The sequence below is a fragment of the Streptomyces sp. NBC_00273 genome (assembly GCF_036178145.1).
In the GTDB taxonomy this organism is placed as follows: Bacteria; Actinomycetota; Actinomycetes; order Streptomycetales; family Streptomycetaceae; genus Streptomyces.
In genome coordinates this window covers 5,148,553-5,162,612 of the sequence record NZ_CP108067.1, presented here as the reverse complement: position 1 = coordinate 5,162,612, position 14,060 = coordinate 5,148,553, and the positions used below count along the sequence as shown (strand labels likewise).

The window sequence follows — 14,060 nt, the reverse complement described above, 5'->3', positions numbered from 1 at the left end:
CGCAGGAAGAAGAAGGAGGCCGCTGTGGCCGGCACCCTCAAGAACGTGACCGACGCTGACTTCGACGTACAGGTCCTCGAGAGCGACAAGCCCGTACTGGTGGACTTCTGGGCCGCCTGGTGCGGACCCTGCCGCCAGATCGCGCCGTCCCTCGAGGCCATCGCCGCCGAGTACGGCGAGCAGATCGAGATCGTCAAGCTCAACATCGACGAGAACCCGGCCACGGCCGCCAAGTACGGCGTGATGTCCATCCCGACCCTGAACGTCTACAAGGACGGCGAGGTCGCCAAGACCATCGTCGGTGCGAAGCCGAAGGCCGCCATCCTGCGCGACCTCTCCGAGTTCGTCGAGGTCAAGACCGCCTGACGCGCTCGATGTTTCACGTGAAACGGGGCCGCCCCTCCTTGGGGCGGCCCCGTTCCGCGTCTCGCGCTCACAGCGGCCGGAGCGCCGGCTCCTTGCGCGCCGCCCCCAGCAACCGGTCCAGCGCCAGCTCCACGTCTTCCTTCCACGACAGCGTCGAGCGGAGCTCCAGCCGCAGCCGCGGATGCACCGGATGGGGACGGACCGTCTTGAAGCCCACCGCCAGCAGGTGGTCGGCCGGCAGCAGGCACGCCAGGCCCTCCCAGTGCGCGTCCCCGAACGCCTCGATCGCCCGGAACCCCCGCCGCAGCAGGTCCTTGGCCACCGTCTGGACCATGACCCGCCCCAGCCCCTGGCCCTGGTACCCCGGCATGATCCAGGCGGTGATCAGCTGCACGGCATCGGGTGAGACCGGGCTGGTCGGAAAGGCCGTGGCCCGCGGCACGTACGCCGGCGGCGCGTAGAGGACGAAGCCCACCGGGACCTCGTCCACATAGACCACTCGGCCGCAGGACCCCCACTCCAACAGGACGGCGGAGATCCACGCCTCCTTCTCCTGGGCCGGCGTACCCGCCTTCACCGCGGCCTCACCACTGACCGGGTCCAGCTCCCAGAACACACAGGACCGGCAACGACGGGGCAGGTCCTGGAGGTTGTCCAGCGTGAGCGGTACCAGCCGACGACCCATGACCGCATCGTATCCACTGGTCCATCGTTCTTCGACAGCAAAGCGAAGGGGCGGACCGCACCGGTTCACACCGTTGCGGTCCGCCCCCAAGCAGCTCGGGGATCACTCCGCGGCAAGACCCTGATCCAGCACCCGGCCCTCGCCCGGCGCCAACGTTCCCAGAATCCGCTCCAGATCCTCCATCGAGGCGAACTCGACGGTGATCTTGCCCTTCTTCTGACCTAGATCCACCTTCACCCGCGTCTCGAACCGGTCCGACAGCCGCGTCGCCAGCTCGCTGAGCGCCGGAGCCACCCGGGCACCCGCACGCGGACCCTTCGGCTTCACCGCGCTCGACGGCTCCGAGGCCATCAGCGTCACGATCTCCTCGACCGCACGCACGGACAGGCCCTCGGCCACGATCCGGTGCGCCAGCTTGTCCTGCTCCTCGGAGTCCTCCACCGAGAGCAGCGCACGCGCGTGTCCGGCCGACAGCACGCCCGCGGCCACCCGGCGCTGCACCGAAGGGGACAGCTTGAGCAGCCGCAGCGTGTTCGACACCTGGGGACGCGAGCGCCCGATCCGGTCGGCCAGCTGGTCGTGGGTGCAGTTGAAGTCCTTGAGCAGCTGGTCGTAGGCCGCGGCTTCTTCCAGCGGGTTCAGCTGAGCCCGGTGCAGGTTCTCCAGCAGCGCGTCCAGCAGCAGCTTCTCGTCGTCCGTCGCCCGGATGATCGCCGGAATGGCCTCCAGCCCGGCCTCGCGGCAGGCACGCCAGCGCCGCTCACCCATGATCAGCTCATAGCGACCGGGAGCCGCCTGCCGCACCACCACCGGCTGGAGCAGGCCCACCTCCTGGATGGAGGTCACCAGCTCGGCGAGCGCGTCCTCGTCGAACACCTCGCGCGGCTGGCGCGGGTTCGGCGTGATCGCGTCCATCGGGAGCTCGGCGAACGTCGCCCCCGCCACCACATTGCTCTCGGTCTCGGGCTGCGGCTCGAGCTCGGGCTCGGGCTCGGCCACCGGGACGACCGCAAGCGATGTTTCACGTGAAACATCAGCCTGTACGAGCGCAGCGAGCTTCGCCGCCGCGACCCCCCGCTCCGAAGCCATCGTCGGCACCGCCGACGGGGACGCCGAACCGGCGCTGATCACCGGCGGCGTCTTCTCCTGCGGAGCCGCGGGGATCAGCGCACCGAGCCCCCGCCCCAGACCCCTACGTCGCTCACTCACTGGATCCCCTCCGCCACACTCTGCGTGCTGTTGCTGCCCGGGCCCAGATGGGCGTGCCGAGCGTCGTACTGAATGCCGACCCCCCGATACGCGATCTCTCGCGCTGCCTCCAGATAGGAGAGGGAACCACTGGAACCCGGGTCGTACGTGAGCACCGTCTGCCCATAGCTCGGCGCCTCGGAAATGCGCACCGACCGGGGGATGCTCGTCCGCAGCACTTCCTTGCCGAAGTGGCTGCGCACCTCCTCCGCCACCTGCGAGGCCAGCCGTGTCCTGCCGTCGTACATCGTCAGCAGGATGGTGGACACGTGGAGCGTCGGGTTGAGGTGGGCCCGCACCAGATCGACATTGCGCAGCAGCTGACCCAGGCCTTCCAGGGCGTAGTACTCGCACTGGATCGGGATCAGCACCTCCGCGCCGGCCACCAGTGCGTTCACCGTCAGCAGGCCGAGCGAGGGCGGGCAGTCGATCAGGATGTAGTCGAGGGGCTGGTCGTACGCCTGGATCGCCCGCTGGAGGCGGCTCTCCCGCGCCACGAGCGATACCAGCTCGATCTCGGCACCCGCCAGGTCGATCGTGGCCGGGGCACAGAAGAGCCCCTCCACGTCCACCACCGGCTGGACGACCTCCAGCAGCGGCCGGCTGTCCACGAGCACGTCGTAGATGGACGGCACGTCGGCGTGGTGGTCGATGCCCAGCGCCGTGGACGCGTTGCCCTGCGGGTCGAGGTCGACCACCAGGACGCGTGCACCGTGCAGCGCGAGTGACGCCGCCAGGTTCACGGTCGTCGTGGTCTTGCCCACGCCGCCCTTCTGGTTGGCGACCACGATGACCCGGGTCTGATTCGGCCGGGGCAGCCTCTCACCGGCGCGCCCCATTGCCTCGATCGCCTGCTGGGCGGCTCGGCCGATGGGGGTGTCGTTGTCTACAAGAGGCGGAGGCAATGTTTCACGTGAAACATCCTCACCCGCCGGTTCAGAGCGGGGCCCGGGGACCGGATCGGCCATGGGCCCCGCGAGGTTGGCGTCGGACCGCACGGTGTCACTCTCCTCGACATCAGGCTCGCGATGAACAGAGCCTCCCATGTCACCCGGGTCGCGAACCAGCGGGGCCCGTACTCCTGTGGATGAATCCACCGATGTGGACAACTCTGTCCCCCTTGCCTCCTTGCGCTGGAGGGGAGACGCAGCCGCACGACCGCGGCTGATGATTCCGTGCAGCAGAGAGCGACGTTTCACGTGAAACACGATGCCCGGAGGGAGTCTCCCCGCCGCTACGACACTCCGAAATCCATACCTATAGGGCCCAACACGGATGAAATCTCCCGTGCGGGCCCCGGCCGCCAGCGAATCCGCGGTGAACTACCGGCGGCGGCGGGTACGCCCCACCCGGGCCGCCTTAGCCCGCTTGGCCGCGAACCTCACCCCTCCAGGGCTCTCTCCGACCTCAACCCGCACCACCGTCGACAGCGGGTCCACCAGACCCTCGCCCACGTGCAGCACTGAGGTCTTCACCACACCCAGCTTCGCCAGCGCCGTCTTCGCCGACACCAGCTCCTCGTCCGCGGTGTCGCCCTTCAGCGCCAGCATCTCGCCGTACGGCCGCAGCAGGGGCACACCCCAGCCTGCCAGCCGGTCCAGCGGAGCCACCGCCCGCGCCGTCACCACGTGCACCGGCTGCAGCTTGCCCAGGACCTCCTCGGCCCGCCCGCGCACCACCGTGACGTGGTCCAGGCCCAGCAGCTCTACGGCTTCCTGGAGGAAGGTCGTACGCCGCAGCAGCGGTTCGAGCAACGTGATCTTGAGATCCCGTCGCACCAGAGCGAGCGGAATGCCGGGCAGACCCGCACCCGAGCCCACGTCGCACACGGTGACGCTCTGGGGCACCACCTCCGACAGCACAGCGCAGTTCAGCAGGTGCCGCTCCCACAGGCGCGGCACCTCACGCGGCCCGATGAGGCCCCGCTTGACTCCTGCGTCCGCCAGCAGCTCCGCATACCGCACAGCTTCCGGGAAAAACTCACCGAACACCGCACGCGCCTCTTCAGGCGCCGGGGGAAGCTCAGCTGCCTCCGTCACGGGGACCGTCCTTCCGTACCGCATGGTTTCTGAAAACCACGTCTTCAAGATGAGGCGTCGTTCACCTGTCAGGCCAGGCTGACAAACATCGGCCCCGCCTGCGACACAGACGGGGCCGAACAACTCGTGCTGACGATCAGGCCGGGAGCACAACGACGAAGCGCTGCGGCTCCTCGCCCTCGGACTCGCTCCGCAGACCGGCGGCCGCCACGGCGTCGTGGACGACCTTTCGCTCGAACGGGGTCATCGGAGCCAGCTTCAGCGGCTCGCCGGACGCCTTCACGTCCGCCGCGGCCTGGGCGCCCAGCGCCGCCAGCTCCTCGCGCTTCTTCGCGCGGAACCCGGCGATGTCCAGCATCAACCGGCTGCGATCCCCGGTCTCCCGGTGCACGGCGAGTCGGGTCAGCTCCTGCAGAGCCTCCAGAACCTCACCGTCGCGGCCCACGAGCTTCTGCAGATCGCGGCTGGCCGAGTCACTGACGATCGACACCGCGGCCCGGTCGGCCTCGACGTCCATGTCGATGTCGCCGTCCAGGTCGGCGATGTCCAGCAGACCCTCGAGGTAGTCGGCCGCGATCTCACCCTCCTGCTCGAGGCGGGTCAGGGTGTCGCCACTCTCAGCGGCGGCGGTGGTGGTGCCTTCCGTCACGGGAGGGACTCCTTCTTACTTCTTGGGAGCGGGCTTGCTGGGGGTCTGACGCTGCGCCTTCGACTGGCGCTTCGGCTGCTGCCGCTTCGCGGCACCGCCGCTCGCCGCATCGGAGTCCGCCGTGGCCTCAACGCTCTTGATCACGGAGCCGTCGGGCTGCGCGGCCATGCCCTGCTTGGTGAGGGCGGCGATGAACTTGCGCTCGTTGTCATTGCGGTCCGGGCCCTTGGCGACGATCGCCGCGACGACCCGCTTCTTGCCCCGGCCCTTGAGCTCACCGTGCGAGCTGATCTGCTTCAGCAGGCGGGTCAGGTACTGGTCCTGCGCCTTGCTGCCCGGCGTCGGGTTCTGGTTGATCACGTACATCTGCTGGCCCATGGTCCACACGTTCGTGGTCAGCCAGTAGACGAGAACACCGACGGGGAAGTTGATGCCCATGACCGCGAAGATCACCGGGAAGATGTACATCAGCATCTTCTGCTGCTGCATGAACGGCGTCTTGACCGAGAGGTCGACGTTCTTCTGCATCAGCTGACGCTGGGTGTAGAACTGCGACAGCGACATCATGATGATCATGACGGCGGTCACGATCCGGACGTCCGTCAGCGTCGCGCCGAGGGCGGCGACCTTCTCCGGGCTGTCCATGAACTTCGCGGCGATCGGCGCACCGAAGATCTTGGCCGCACGGGCGCTGTCGACCAGCTGCTGGTCCATCGCACCGACCGGCTTGCCATCGGCGATGTTCGACAGCGTGTGGTACAGCGCGAAGAAGAACGGGGACTGCGCCAGGATGGGCAGGCACGAGGAGAGCGGGTTGGTACCCGTCTCCTTGTACAGCTTCATCATCTCTTCGGACTGACGCTGCTTGTCGTTCTTGTAGCGCTCCTGGATCGCCTTCATCTTCGGCTGGAGCGCCTGCATACCCCGCGTCGCCTTGATCTGCTTCACGAAGAGCGGGATCAGGCAGATACGGATCAAGATCACTAGGGACACGATGGACAGGCCCCAGGCCAACCCACTCGACTCACCGAAGATCGCCCCGTACAGCGAGTGGAACTGGACGATGATCCACGAGACGGGGTAAGTGATAAAGCTGAACAGACTGGCAATCGTGTCCACTAATCAGGCTCCTTGAGCATTGCGAGATCTACGCAACGCACTGCGCAGCTGCTCGTGCCAACGCGGGCGTTTACGGGGTGGGACGTGGTCCACGCCACCCGGGGACCACGGATTGCACCGCAGGATCCGCCAGGCGGTCAGGGCCGTCCCCTTCACCGCACCATGCCGGTCGATGGCCGTGTACCCGTAGTGCGAACACGACGGGTAGTAGCGGCACACCGGCCCGAGCAGCGGACTGATCGTCCACTGGTACAGCTTGATCAAAGCGAGCAGCGGGTACTTCATCGAGCCACGCCTCCCAGGAGCCGCACCAGAGCGGCATCCAGGTCCCGGGCCAGCTCGTCGGGGCCGGCATCACCCGCTCCGGGCAACGCGCGTACCACCACCAGGCTACCGGCGGGCAGCTGGGACAGCCGCTCGCGGACCAAATGGCGCAGACGGCGCTTGACCCGGTTACGTATGACGGCGTTGCCGACAGCCTTGCTGACGACGAAACCCGCACGCGACGAGGGATCGATCTCCCCCGACTCGTGCGGGTCCGTTGCACCGCTTGTACGTAGATGGACGACGAGGAGCGGGCGACCAGCCCGGCGACCTCGGCGTACCGCGCTCGCGAAGTCCTCGCGCCGCCTCAGCCGATTTTCGGGAGACAGCACGACGTCACGACCTGCGTTGTTGTTACGCGGAAAGGGCGGCGCGGCCCTTGCCACGACGGTTCGCGAGGATGGCGCGACCGGCACGGGTACGCATCCGCAGGCGGAAGCCGTGGGTCTTGGCGCGACGGCGGTTGTTCGGCTGGAAGGTGCGCTTGCTCACTCGGGGGCTCCAGAGAATGAATCGTTGTGGCGGGACATCGCCTGGCTGTCACCGTGCGCCCACGAGGAAACTCGCGTGTTCGCCCGAGTGGCACCGCTAAATGATCACTATCAGTGACCTTCGCCCATCGGTAGGCAGGCGGCAGCAGCCATCGACAACTCGACCTGGTTACGGTACGCGCGGCTACGCCATCCGGTCAAACCGAGCCGACCTGGCCCCACACTGTGCACAGGCTGTGGACAACGACTTGAACCCTACCCGCTGGCCTGACTACCGTTGCCTGACCCCGGATTTTTTGTCCCGACCGTCCCAAAGAACCACACATTCGTGGGACCCCTGTGAGAGAGCGTGCTCTGTGGCTGACGTACCTGCCGATCTTGCCGCAGTGTGGCCAAGGGTGCTCGAAAAGCTCCTCGGGGAGGGACAGCCGGGGATCGAGCCCAAGGACAAGCAGTGGGTCGAGCGGTGTCAGCCCCTGGCACTCGTCGCCGACACCGCACTGCTGGCCGTCCCCAACGAATGGGGCAAGCGCGTCCTCGAAGGCCGCCTCGCCCCGCTGATCAGCGACGCGCTCAGCCGTGAGTGCGGCCGCCCCATCCGGATCGCCATCACCGTGGACGACTCCGCCGGCGAGCCCGCGCCCCCCGCTCCTCCCGTCCAGCAGCAGGGCGGGTACGAGCCGTACGGCGGCCAGCGCCCCGGCGACGACCAGCTCCCCACCGCGCGCCCGGCCTACCCGGACTACCAGCAGCAGCGCCCCGAGCCCGGCGCCTGGCCCCGCGGCGGCCAACAGGACGACTACGGCTGGCAGCAGCCGCGCCTCGGTGGCTTCCCCGAACGCGACCCGTACGCCTCCCCGCAGCCCGGCTACCTCCAGCAGCCCGAGCCCTCCGGCTACGACCAGGGCTCCTACGAGCAGCAGAAGTACGAGCAGTCCGCGTACGAGGCCCAGCAGAAGCACCAGTCCCATCAATACGAGCAGCAGCCGTACGAGCCCCAGCAGTACGAGCAGCCGGCGCCGCGCCAGGCCCCCGGCCGGCCTGCGGCGCCGCCGTCCCCGTCCGGCGGCTCCACCTCGGGCCCGCTGGAGCCGACCGCGCGGCTGAACCCCAAGTACCTCTTCGACACCTTCGTCATCGGCGCCTCCAACCGCTTCGCGCACGCCGCCGCGGTGGCCGTCGCCGAGGCACCCGCGAAGGCCTACAACCCCCTCTTCGTCTACGGGGAGTCGGGCCTCGGCAAGACGCACCTGCTGCACGCCATCGGGCACTACGCGCGAAGCCTCTACCCGGGCACCCGGGTGCGGTACGTGAGCTCCGAGGAGTTCACGAACGAGTTCATCAACTCCATCCGCGACGGCAAGGGCGACGCGTTCCGCAAGCGCTACCGCGAGATGGACATCCTCCTCGTCGACGACATCCAGTTCCTCGCGAGCAAGGAGTCGACGCAGGAGGAGTTCTTCCACACCTTCAACACGCTCCACAACGCGAACAAGCAGATCGTGCTCTCCTCCGACCGGCCGCCCAAGCAGCTGGTCACCCTGGAGGACCGGCTCCGCAACCGCTTCGAGTGGGGCCTGATCACCGACGTCCAGCCGCCGGAGCTGGAGACCCGCATCGCGATCCTGCGCAAGAAGGCCGTCCAGGAGCAGCTCAACGCCCCTCCGGAGGTACTGGAGTTCATCGCCTCCCGCATCTCGCGCAACATCCGCGAGCTGGAGGGGGCGCTGATCCGGGTCACGGCCTTCGCGAGCCTCAACCGGCAGCCGGTCGACCTGGGCCTCACCGAGGACGTCCTGAAGAACCTGATCCCGGGCGGCGAGGACAGCGCACCGGAGATCACCGCCTCCGACATCATGGCGGCCACCGCGGACTACTTCGGCCTGACCGTGGACGACCTGTGCGGCTCCTCGCGCAGCCGGGTCCTGGTCACCGCCCGGCAGATCGCCATGTACCTGTGCCGGGAGCTCACCGACCTCTCCCTGCCCAAGATCGGGGCGCAGTTCGGCGGCCGCGACCACACGACCGTCATGCACGCGGACCGCAAGATCCGCGCTCTGATGGCCGAGCGCCGCTCCATCTACAACCAGGTCACCGAGCTCACCAACCGCATCAAGAACGCCTGAGCGCGGCCCCCCGACACCCGGTTCGGGGCCGCTCCAGGGCTCCTTCAAACGCATCCAGAGGGCGCTCCCGGTCCACAACGGGGGCGCCCTTCTTCGTTCGCGCGCCCCTGACCTGTTCGAATACGCCCCCCGTGGAGCAACTCATCCACAGATTGGGAGACTTTCTTCCGTCCACACCCTGGGGACGGGCCGCGTCACCCACAATCTGTCCACAGACGTGCGGGGTGAGGCTCCATCAGAGCTGGTCAGACCCCTGTGGAATTGTGCACAAACACTATCCACAGGCTGTGGACAAATATTTCGTCCACAGCCCTGTCCACGGCGTTGTCCACCGTCGGCCCACAGGTTTCCACGTCCTGTGCACAGGATGCGCGGGCTTCTCCACACCCTTGTCCACTGTTCGGCAACACACCACCCCCTCTCACCGCCCGGAGTGAAAGCCGTCACACGGATGTAGACGTTTGGGTTGTGGAGTACCGGGGGAAAGCTGGGGACGCACCTGTGGAGTAATCGGGGTCACCTGGGGACAGCCTGTGCAGAACTTTTCGTTCTCCACAGGGACAGGGGGTTGTCCACCGGTGTCACCCACAGGGTCGGTGGATAAAAAACCGGGGTTGACCTGCGAGAACGGGCTTATCCACCGTTTCCACAGGCCCTACTACTACCCCCATAGAGAGTTAGGCCGGTTTCGGTTTTCAAGCGGGTCCTGTGCACAACTCGTCGATCGCCCGCCCCGACGCCTCGCTCCCGACTTGACCGCCAGCCGCACCGAGTGTCGGCGCCGTACGTCAGACTGGTCCCCGGCATCGGTCGAGGCATCGACGAGCCGACGACGAAGGCCGGCAGACGAGCGAGCAACAGCAGGAGGCGGTTCCGGTGAAGATCCGGGTGGAGCGCGACGTACTCGCGGAGGCGGTGGCTTGGGCCGCCCGTAGCCTCCCGGCCCGGCCGCCGGTGCCCGTTCTCGCGGGCCTGCTGCTGAAGGCCGAGGAGGGCACTTTGAGCCTCTCCGGCTTCGACTACGAGGTCTCGGCCCGGGTCTCCGTCGAGGCGGACGTCGAGGAGGACGGCACCGTCCTGGTCTCCGGCCGGCTGCTCGCCGACATCTGCCGCGCCCTCCCCAACCGGCCGGTGGAGATTTCCACAGACGGTGTACGGGCGACCGTGGTCTGCGGCTCCTCGCGCTTCACCCTCCACACCCTGCCCGTGGAGGAGTACCCGGCACTGCCGCAGATGCCGACCGCGACCGGCACCGTGGCCGGCGAGGTCTTCGCCTCAGCCGCCAAGCAGGTCGCCACTGCCGCCGGCCGTGACGACACGCTGCCGGTGCTGACCGGTGTCCGCATCGAGATCGAGGGCGACCGCGTCACCCTGGCCTCCACCGACCGCTACCGCTTCGCGGTCCGCGAGTTCCTGTGGAAGCCGGAGAACCCGGACGCGTCGGCCGTGGCCCTGGTGCCCGCCAAGACGCTCCAGGAGATCGCCAACTCGCTGACCAGCGGTGACACGGTCACCCTGGCGCTGTCCGGCTCCGGTGCGGGCGAGGGCCTGATCGGTTTCGAGGGCGCCGGCCGCCGCACCACCACCCGGCTGCTCGAAGGCGACCTGCCCAAGTACCGGACGCTGTTCCCGACGGAGTTCAACTCGATCGCGGTGATCGAGACCGCACCCTTCGTCGAGGCCGTCAAGCGCGTGGCCCTGGTGGCCGAGCGCAACACCCCGGTCCGCCTCAGCTTCGAGAAGGGCGTGCTGATCCTGGAGGCCGGCTCCTCCGACGACGCACAGGCTGTGGAAAGGGTCGACGCCCAGCTGGACGGCGACGACATCTCGATCGCCTTCAACCCGACCTTCCTGCTGGACGGCCTGAGCGCGATCGCCTCCCCGGTGGCCCAGCTCAGCTTCACCACGTCGACGAAGCCCGCGCTGCTCAGCGGCCGCCCGGCGATCGACGCGGAGGCCGACGAGGCCTACAAGTACCTGATCATGCCGGTGCGCCTGTCCGGCTGACGTTCCACCTCGTCGACGTCGGGCCCGGTCTCGCACGCAGCGGGACCGGGCCCGACGTCGTCCACAGGCTGGGGAGGGCGCCGGGAAACCCGGTGAAGCCGGACGGGCCGCCATGGAGCGCCCGCAAGGCCCGCCGCCACGGCCCGGCGTAGGCTCGGATCCGGTGGGCGACCCCCTGCGCGTCCGGTGAGGACACGGCCGGGGAAGCCCCGGCAAAGACGGCCACAACGCTTAAGGAACCACCTGATGGAGCTTGGTCTCGTCGGTCTCGGCAAGATGGGCGGCAACATGCGCGAGCGCATCCGCCGCGCAGGCCACACCGTCATCGGATACGACCGCAACCCGGACCTCGCGGATGTCCACAGCCTGCAGGAGCTTGTGGACAGCCTGCAGGCCCCCCGCGTCGTGTGGGTCATGGTCCCGGCCGGTGCGGCCACCCAGTCCACCGTCGACGAGCTCGCCGAGCTGCTGTCGCCCGGTGACATCGTCGTCGACGGCGGGAACTCCCGCTGGACCGACGACGAGAAGCACGCCGAGGAGCTGAAGGCCAAGGGCATCGGCTTCGTCGACTGCGGTGTCTCCGGCGGCGTGTGGGGCCTGGAGAACGGCTACGCGCTCATGTACGGCGGCGCCGCCGAGGACGTGGCCCGCGTACAGCCGGTCTTCGACGCCCTCAAGCCCGAGGGTGAGTTCGGCGCCGTGCACGCGGGCAAGGTCGGCGCGGGCCACTTCGCGAAGATGGTCCACAACGGCATCGAGTACGCCATGATGCAGGCCTACGCCGAGGGCTGGGAGCTCCTGGAGAAGGTGGACTCGGTCACCGACGTCCGCGAGGTCTTCCGCTCCTGGCAGGAGGGCACCGTCATCCGTTCCTGGCTGCTGGACCTCGCCGTGAACGCCCTCGACGAGGACGAGCACCTGGAGCAGCTGCGCGGCTTCGCCCAGGACTCCGGCGAGGGACGCTGGACGGTGGAGGCGGCGATCGACAACGCCGTGCCGCTGCCCGCGATCACCGCGTCGCTCTTCGCGCGCTTCGCCTCGCGGCAGGACGACTCCCCGCAGATGAAGATGATCGCCGCGCTGCGCAACCAGTTCGGCGGCCACGCGGTCGAGAAGAAGTAGCACTCCGCACCAGAGCGGTACAGCGGCACGGCCGCACAGCACCACAGCGAGTAGTTGGAAGCCGGGGGAGGTCGGCGCCGTATGCACGTTTCGCATCTCTCATTGGCCGACTTCCGCTCGTACGCCCGGGCCGAGGTTCCCCTCGACCCGGGCGTCACCGCTTTCGTGGGCCCCAACGGCCAGGGGAAGACCAACCTCGTCGAGGCGATCGGCTACCTCGCGACCCTCGGCAGCCACCGGGTCTCCTCGGACGCCCCGCTCGTGCGGATGGGCGCGGACCGGGCCATCATCCGCGCGGCCGTCACCCAGGGCGAGCGGCAGCAGCTGGTGGAGCTTGAGCTCAATCCCGGCCGGGCGAACCGGGCCCGGATCAACCGTTCCTCGCAGGTCAGGCCGCGGGACGTGCTGGGGATCATACGGACGGTGCTGTTCGCACCGGAGGACCTGGCCCTGGTCAAGGGCGACCCGGGCGAGCGGCGGCGGTTCCTGGACGAGCTGGTCACGGCGCGCTCGCCGCGGATGGCCGCGGTCCGCTCCGACTACGAGCGGGTGCTCAAGCAGCGCAACACCCTGCTGAAGTCGGTGGCGATGGCCCGCCGGCACGGCGGCCGTTCCCTGGACCTCTCCACCCTCGACGTGTGGGACCAGCACCTCGCGCGCGTCGGCGCGGAGCTGCTCGCCCAGCGGCTGGACCTGATCGCGACCCTGCTGCCCCTGGCGGACAAGGCCTACGAGCAGCTCGCGCCCGGCGGCGGCCCGCTGGGGCTGGCGTACAAGTCCTCGGCCGGCGAGCCGGTGGACAGCGGCGCGGCGCGCACCCGCGAGGCCCTCTACGAGGTGCTGCTGGCCGCGCTGGCCGAGGTGCGCAAGCAGGAGATCGAGCGCGGTGTGACCCTGGTGGGACCGCACCGCGACGACGTGGTGCTGCGGCTCGGGGAGCTGCCCGCGAAGGGGTACGCGAGCCACGGGGAGTCGTGGTCGTACGCGCTGGCGCTCCGGCTGGCCTCCTACGAGCTGCTGCGCTCGGAGGGCAGCGAGCCGGTGCTGATCCTGGACGACGTGTTCGCCGAGCTGGACGCGCGGCGCCGGGAGCGGCTGGCGGAGCTGGTGGCCCCGGGCGAGCAGGTACTGGTGACGGCGGCGGTCGACGACGACGTCCCGGGGGTGCTGGTGGGAGCGCGGTTCGGGGTGTCCGGCGGTGAGGTGACCCGGCTGTGAACGAGCACCCCAAGGACCCGCAGGAGGGTCGCAGGACCCCGGAGGCCTCCGGGGTGGACCTCGCGCGCCAGGCCCTCGCGGCGGCGCGCGAGCAGGCGCGGGCCCGGGGCAACGCGGCCGGCGGGAAGAAGCGCCAGCAGCCGGGGCTGCGCTCGGGAGCCCGCGCGGACGGCCGGGACCCGATGCCGCTCATGGCGGCGCTGGACCGGCTGCGCACCGAACGCGGCTGGGAGATGCCGATGGCGGTGGCGGGCGTCATGGAGCGCTGGCCGGAGATCGTCGGCCCGGAGATCGCGGCCCACTGTGAACCGGAACGCTACGAGGACCGTGAGCTCGTCGTGCGGTGCGATTCCTCGGCGTGGGCCGCGCAGCTGAAGCTGCTGGCCCCGCAGCTGGTCGCGCGGCTGAACGCGGATCTGGGGCAGGGCACCGTACGCCTGATCAAGGTCCAGGGGCCCGGCGGACGGCCGAAGGGCTACGGGCCGTGGCGGGCGCCGGGCAGCAAGGGACCGGGCGACACCTACGGGTGAGTAGCCGGTCCGGCGGGTGGTGTCCCTCACGGTAGTCGGAGGTTGACAGCCCGAAGGGCTGGATGCCCGTGTGAGCCTCTTTGAGCCCCTCCCCGGATGTGGGGAGTCGGAGAGAGGAGGTTCAGGGCGGCACATG

At 68.9% G+C, this 14,060-nt stretch carries 15 protein-coding genes; 6 read left to right on the top strand and 9 right to left on the bottom strand.

Annotation, left to right across the window (positions count from 1 at the left end; genetic code table 11):
- Positions 1 to 24: 24 nt before the first annotated feature.
- A complete protein-coding gene (gene trxA / locus OG386_RS22655; RefSeq protein WP_328789655.1) occupies positions 25 to 366 on the top strand; it encodes a thioredoxin in 342 nt (113 codons plus the stop codon).
- Between the two features lie 67 nt (positions 367 to 433).
- On the opposite strand, the gene OG386_RS22650 is transcribed toward trxA, so the two are convergent.
- The 9 genes from OG386_RS22650 to rpmH all read right to left on the bottom strand — a co-directional run bounded on the left by OG386_RS22650 (position 434) and on the right by rpmH (position 6,922).
- Positions 434 to 1,051, bottom strand: a complete 618-nt coding sequence (locus OG386_RS22650) for a GNAT family N-acetyltransferase (protein ID WP_328789654.1) — start codon at positions 1,049 to 1,051, stop codon at positions 434 to 436.
- A gap of 102 nt (positions 1,052 to 1,153) precedes the next feature.
- The gene (locus OG386_RS22645; RefSeq protein ID WP_328789653.1) at positions 1,154 to 2,260 is read right to left on the bottom strand and encodes a ParB/RepB/Spo0J family partition protein; all 1,107 of its coding nucleotides are present in this window, start codon (positions 2,258 to 2,260) and stop codon (positions 1,154 to 1,156) included.
- Positions 2,257 to 3,345 (bottom strand): ParA family protein, encoded by a 1,089-nt coding sequence (locus tag OG386_RS22640; RefSeq protein ID WP_328793318.1) that lies wholly within the window; start codon positions 3,343 to 3,345, stop codon positions 2,257 to 2,259. The genes OG386_RS22645 and OG386_RS22640 overlap by 4 nt, the downstream gene beginning before the upstream one ends.
- 276 nt (positions 3,346 to 3,621) lie before the next feature.
- Positions 3,622 to 4,338 carry a 16S rRNA (guanine(527)-N(7))-methyltransferase RsmG gene (rsmG, locus tag OG386_RS22635; protein ID WP_328789652.1) on the bottom strand — a complete coding sequence of 239 codons (717 nt, stop codon included), beginning with the start codon at positions 4,336 to 4,338 and terminating at the stop codon, positions 3,622 to 3,624.
- A gap of 136 nt (positions 4,339 to 4,474) precedes the next feature.
- Complete coding sequence (locus tag OG386_RS22630; RefSeq protein ID WP_030008408.1) at positions 4,475 to 4,987, bottom strand: Jag family protein; 513 nt, start codon at positions 4,985 to 4,987, stop codon at positions 4,475 to 4,477.
- 15 nt (positions 4,988 to 5,002) lie between these two features.
- The gene (gene yidC, locus OG386_RS22625; protein WP_327384343.1) at positions 5,003 to 6,106 is read right to left on the bottom strand and encodes a membrane protein insertase YidC; all 1,104 of its coding nucleotides are present in this window, start codon (positions 6,104 to 6,106) and stop codon (positions 5,003 to 5,005) included.
- Between the two features lie 3 nt (positions 6,107 to 6,109).
- The gene (yidD, locus tag OG386_RS22620) at positions 6,110 to 6,391 is read right to left on the bottom strand and encodes a membrane protein insertion efficiency factor YidD (RefSeq protein WP_076043740.1); all 282 of its coding nucleotides are present in this window, start codon (positions 6,389 to 6,391) and stop codon (positions 6,110 to 6,112) included.
- On the bottom strand, positions 6,388 to 6,762 hold the full coding sequence (gene rnpA / locus OG386_RS22615; protein ID WP_078848045.1) for a ribonuclease P protein component: 375 nt from the start codon (positions 6,760 to 6,762) through the stop codon (positions 6,388 to 6,390). Before rnpA ends, yidD begins: the two co-directional genes overlap by 4 nt.
- A gap of 22 nt (positions 6,763 to 6,784) precedes the next feature.
- The gene (gene rpmH, locus OG386_RS22610) at positions 6,785 to 6,922 is read right to left on the bottom strand and encodes a 50S ribosomal protein L34 (protein ID WP_008741645.1); all 138 of its coding nucleotides are present in this window, start codon (positions 6,920 to 6,922) and stop codon (positions 6,785 to 6,787) included.
- Between the two features lie 355 nt (positions 6,923 to 7,277).
- On the opposite strand from rpmH, the gene dnaA reads away from it, so the two are divergent.
- From dnaA to OG386_RS22585, 5 genes are all read left to right on the top strand, one after another.
- The gene (dnaA, locus tag OG386_RS22605; RefSeq protein WP_328789651.1) at positions 7,278 to 9,047 is read left to right on the top strand and encodes a chromosomal replication initiator protein DnaA; all 1,770 of its coding nucleotides are present in this window, start codon (positions 7,278 to 7,280) and stop codon (positions 9,045 to 9,047) included.
- A gap of 876 nt (positions 9,048 to 9,923) precedes the next feature.
- The gene (gene dnaN / locus OG386_RS22600) at positions 9,924 to 11,054 is read left to right on the top strand and encodes a DNA polymerase III subunit beta (RefSeq protein ID WP_030956769.1); all 1,131 of its coding nucleotides are present in this window, start codon (positions 9,924 to 9,926) and stop codon (positions 11,052 to 11,054) included.
- 246 nt (positions 11,055 to 11,300) lie between these two features.
- Entirely contained in the window at positions 11,301 to 12,176 is an 876-nt protein-coding gene (gene gnd / locus OG386_RS22595) for a phosphogluconate dehydrogenase (NAD(+)-dependent, decarboxylating) (protein ID WP_033214929.1), read from the top strand.
- Positions 12,177 to 12,257: 81 nt separating this feature from the next.
- Positions 12,258 to 13,394, top strand: coding sequence for a DNA replication/repair protein RecF (gene recF / locus OG386_RS22590; protein ID WP_328789650.1), 1,137 nt, complete (start codon positions 12,258 to 12,260; stop codon positions 13,392 to 13,394).
- Positions 13,391 to 13,924: a DUF721 domain-containing protein gene (locus OG386_RS22585; protein WP_328789649.1), complete on the top strand. Its 534-nt coding sequence runs from the start codon at positions 13,391 to 13,393 to the stop codon at positions 13,922 to 13,924. Before recF ends, OG386_RS22585 begins: the two co-directional genes overlap by 4 nt.
- Positions 13,925 to 14,060: the final 136 nt, after the last annotated feature.

Excerpts from the sequence above, each read along its gene's own strand:
- gnd (WP_033214929.1), top strand. The coding sequence starts at position 11,301 with ATGGAGCTTGGTCTCGTCGGTCTCGGCAAGATGGGCGGCAACATGCGC.
- yidD (WP_076043740.1), bottom strand. The coding sequence starts at position 6,391 with ATGAAGTACCCGCTGCTCGCTTTGATCAAGCTGTACCAGTGGACGATC.
- recF (WP_328789650.1), top strand. The coding sequence starts at position 12,258 with ATGCACGTTTCGCATCTCTCATTGGCCGACTTCCGCTCGTACGCCCGG.
- OG386_RS22640 (WP_328793318.1), bottom strand. The coding sequence starts at position 3,345 with ATGGGAGGCTCTGTTCATCGCGAGCCTGATGTCGAGGAGAGTGACACC.
- OG386_RS22650 (WP_328789654.1), bottom strand. The coding sequence starts at position 1,051 with ATGGGTCGTCGGCTGGTACCGCTCACGCTGGACAACCTCCAGGACCTG.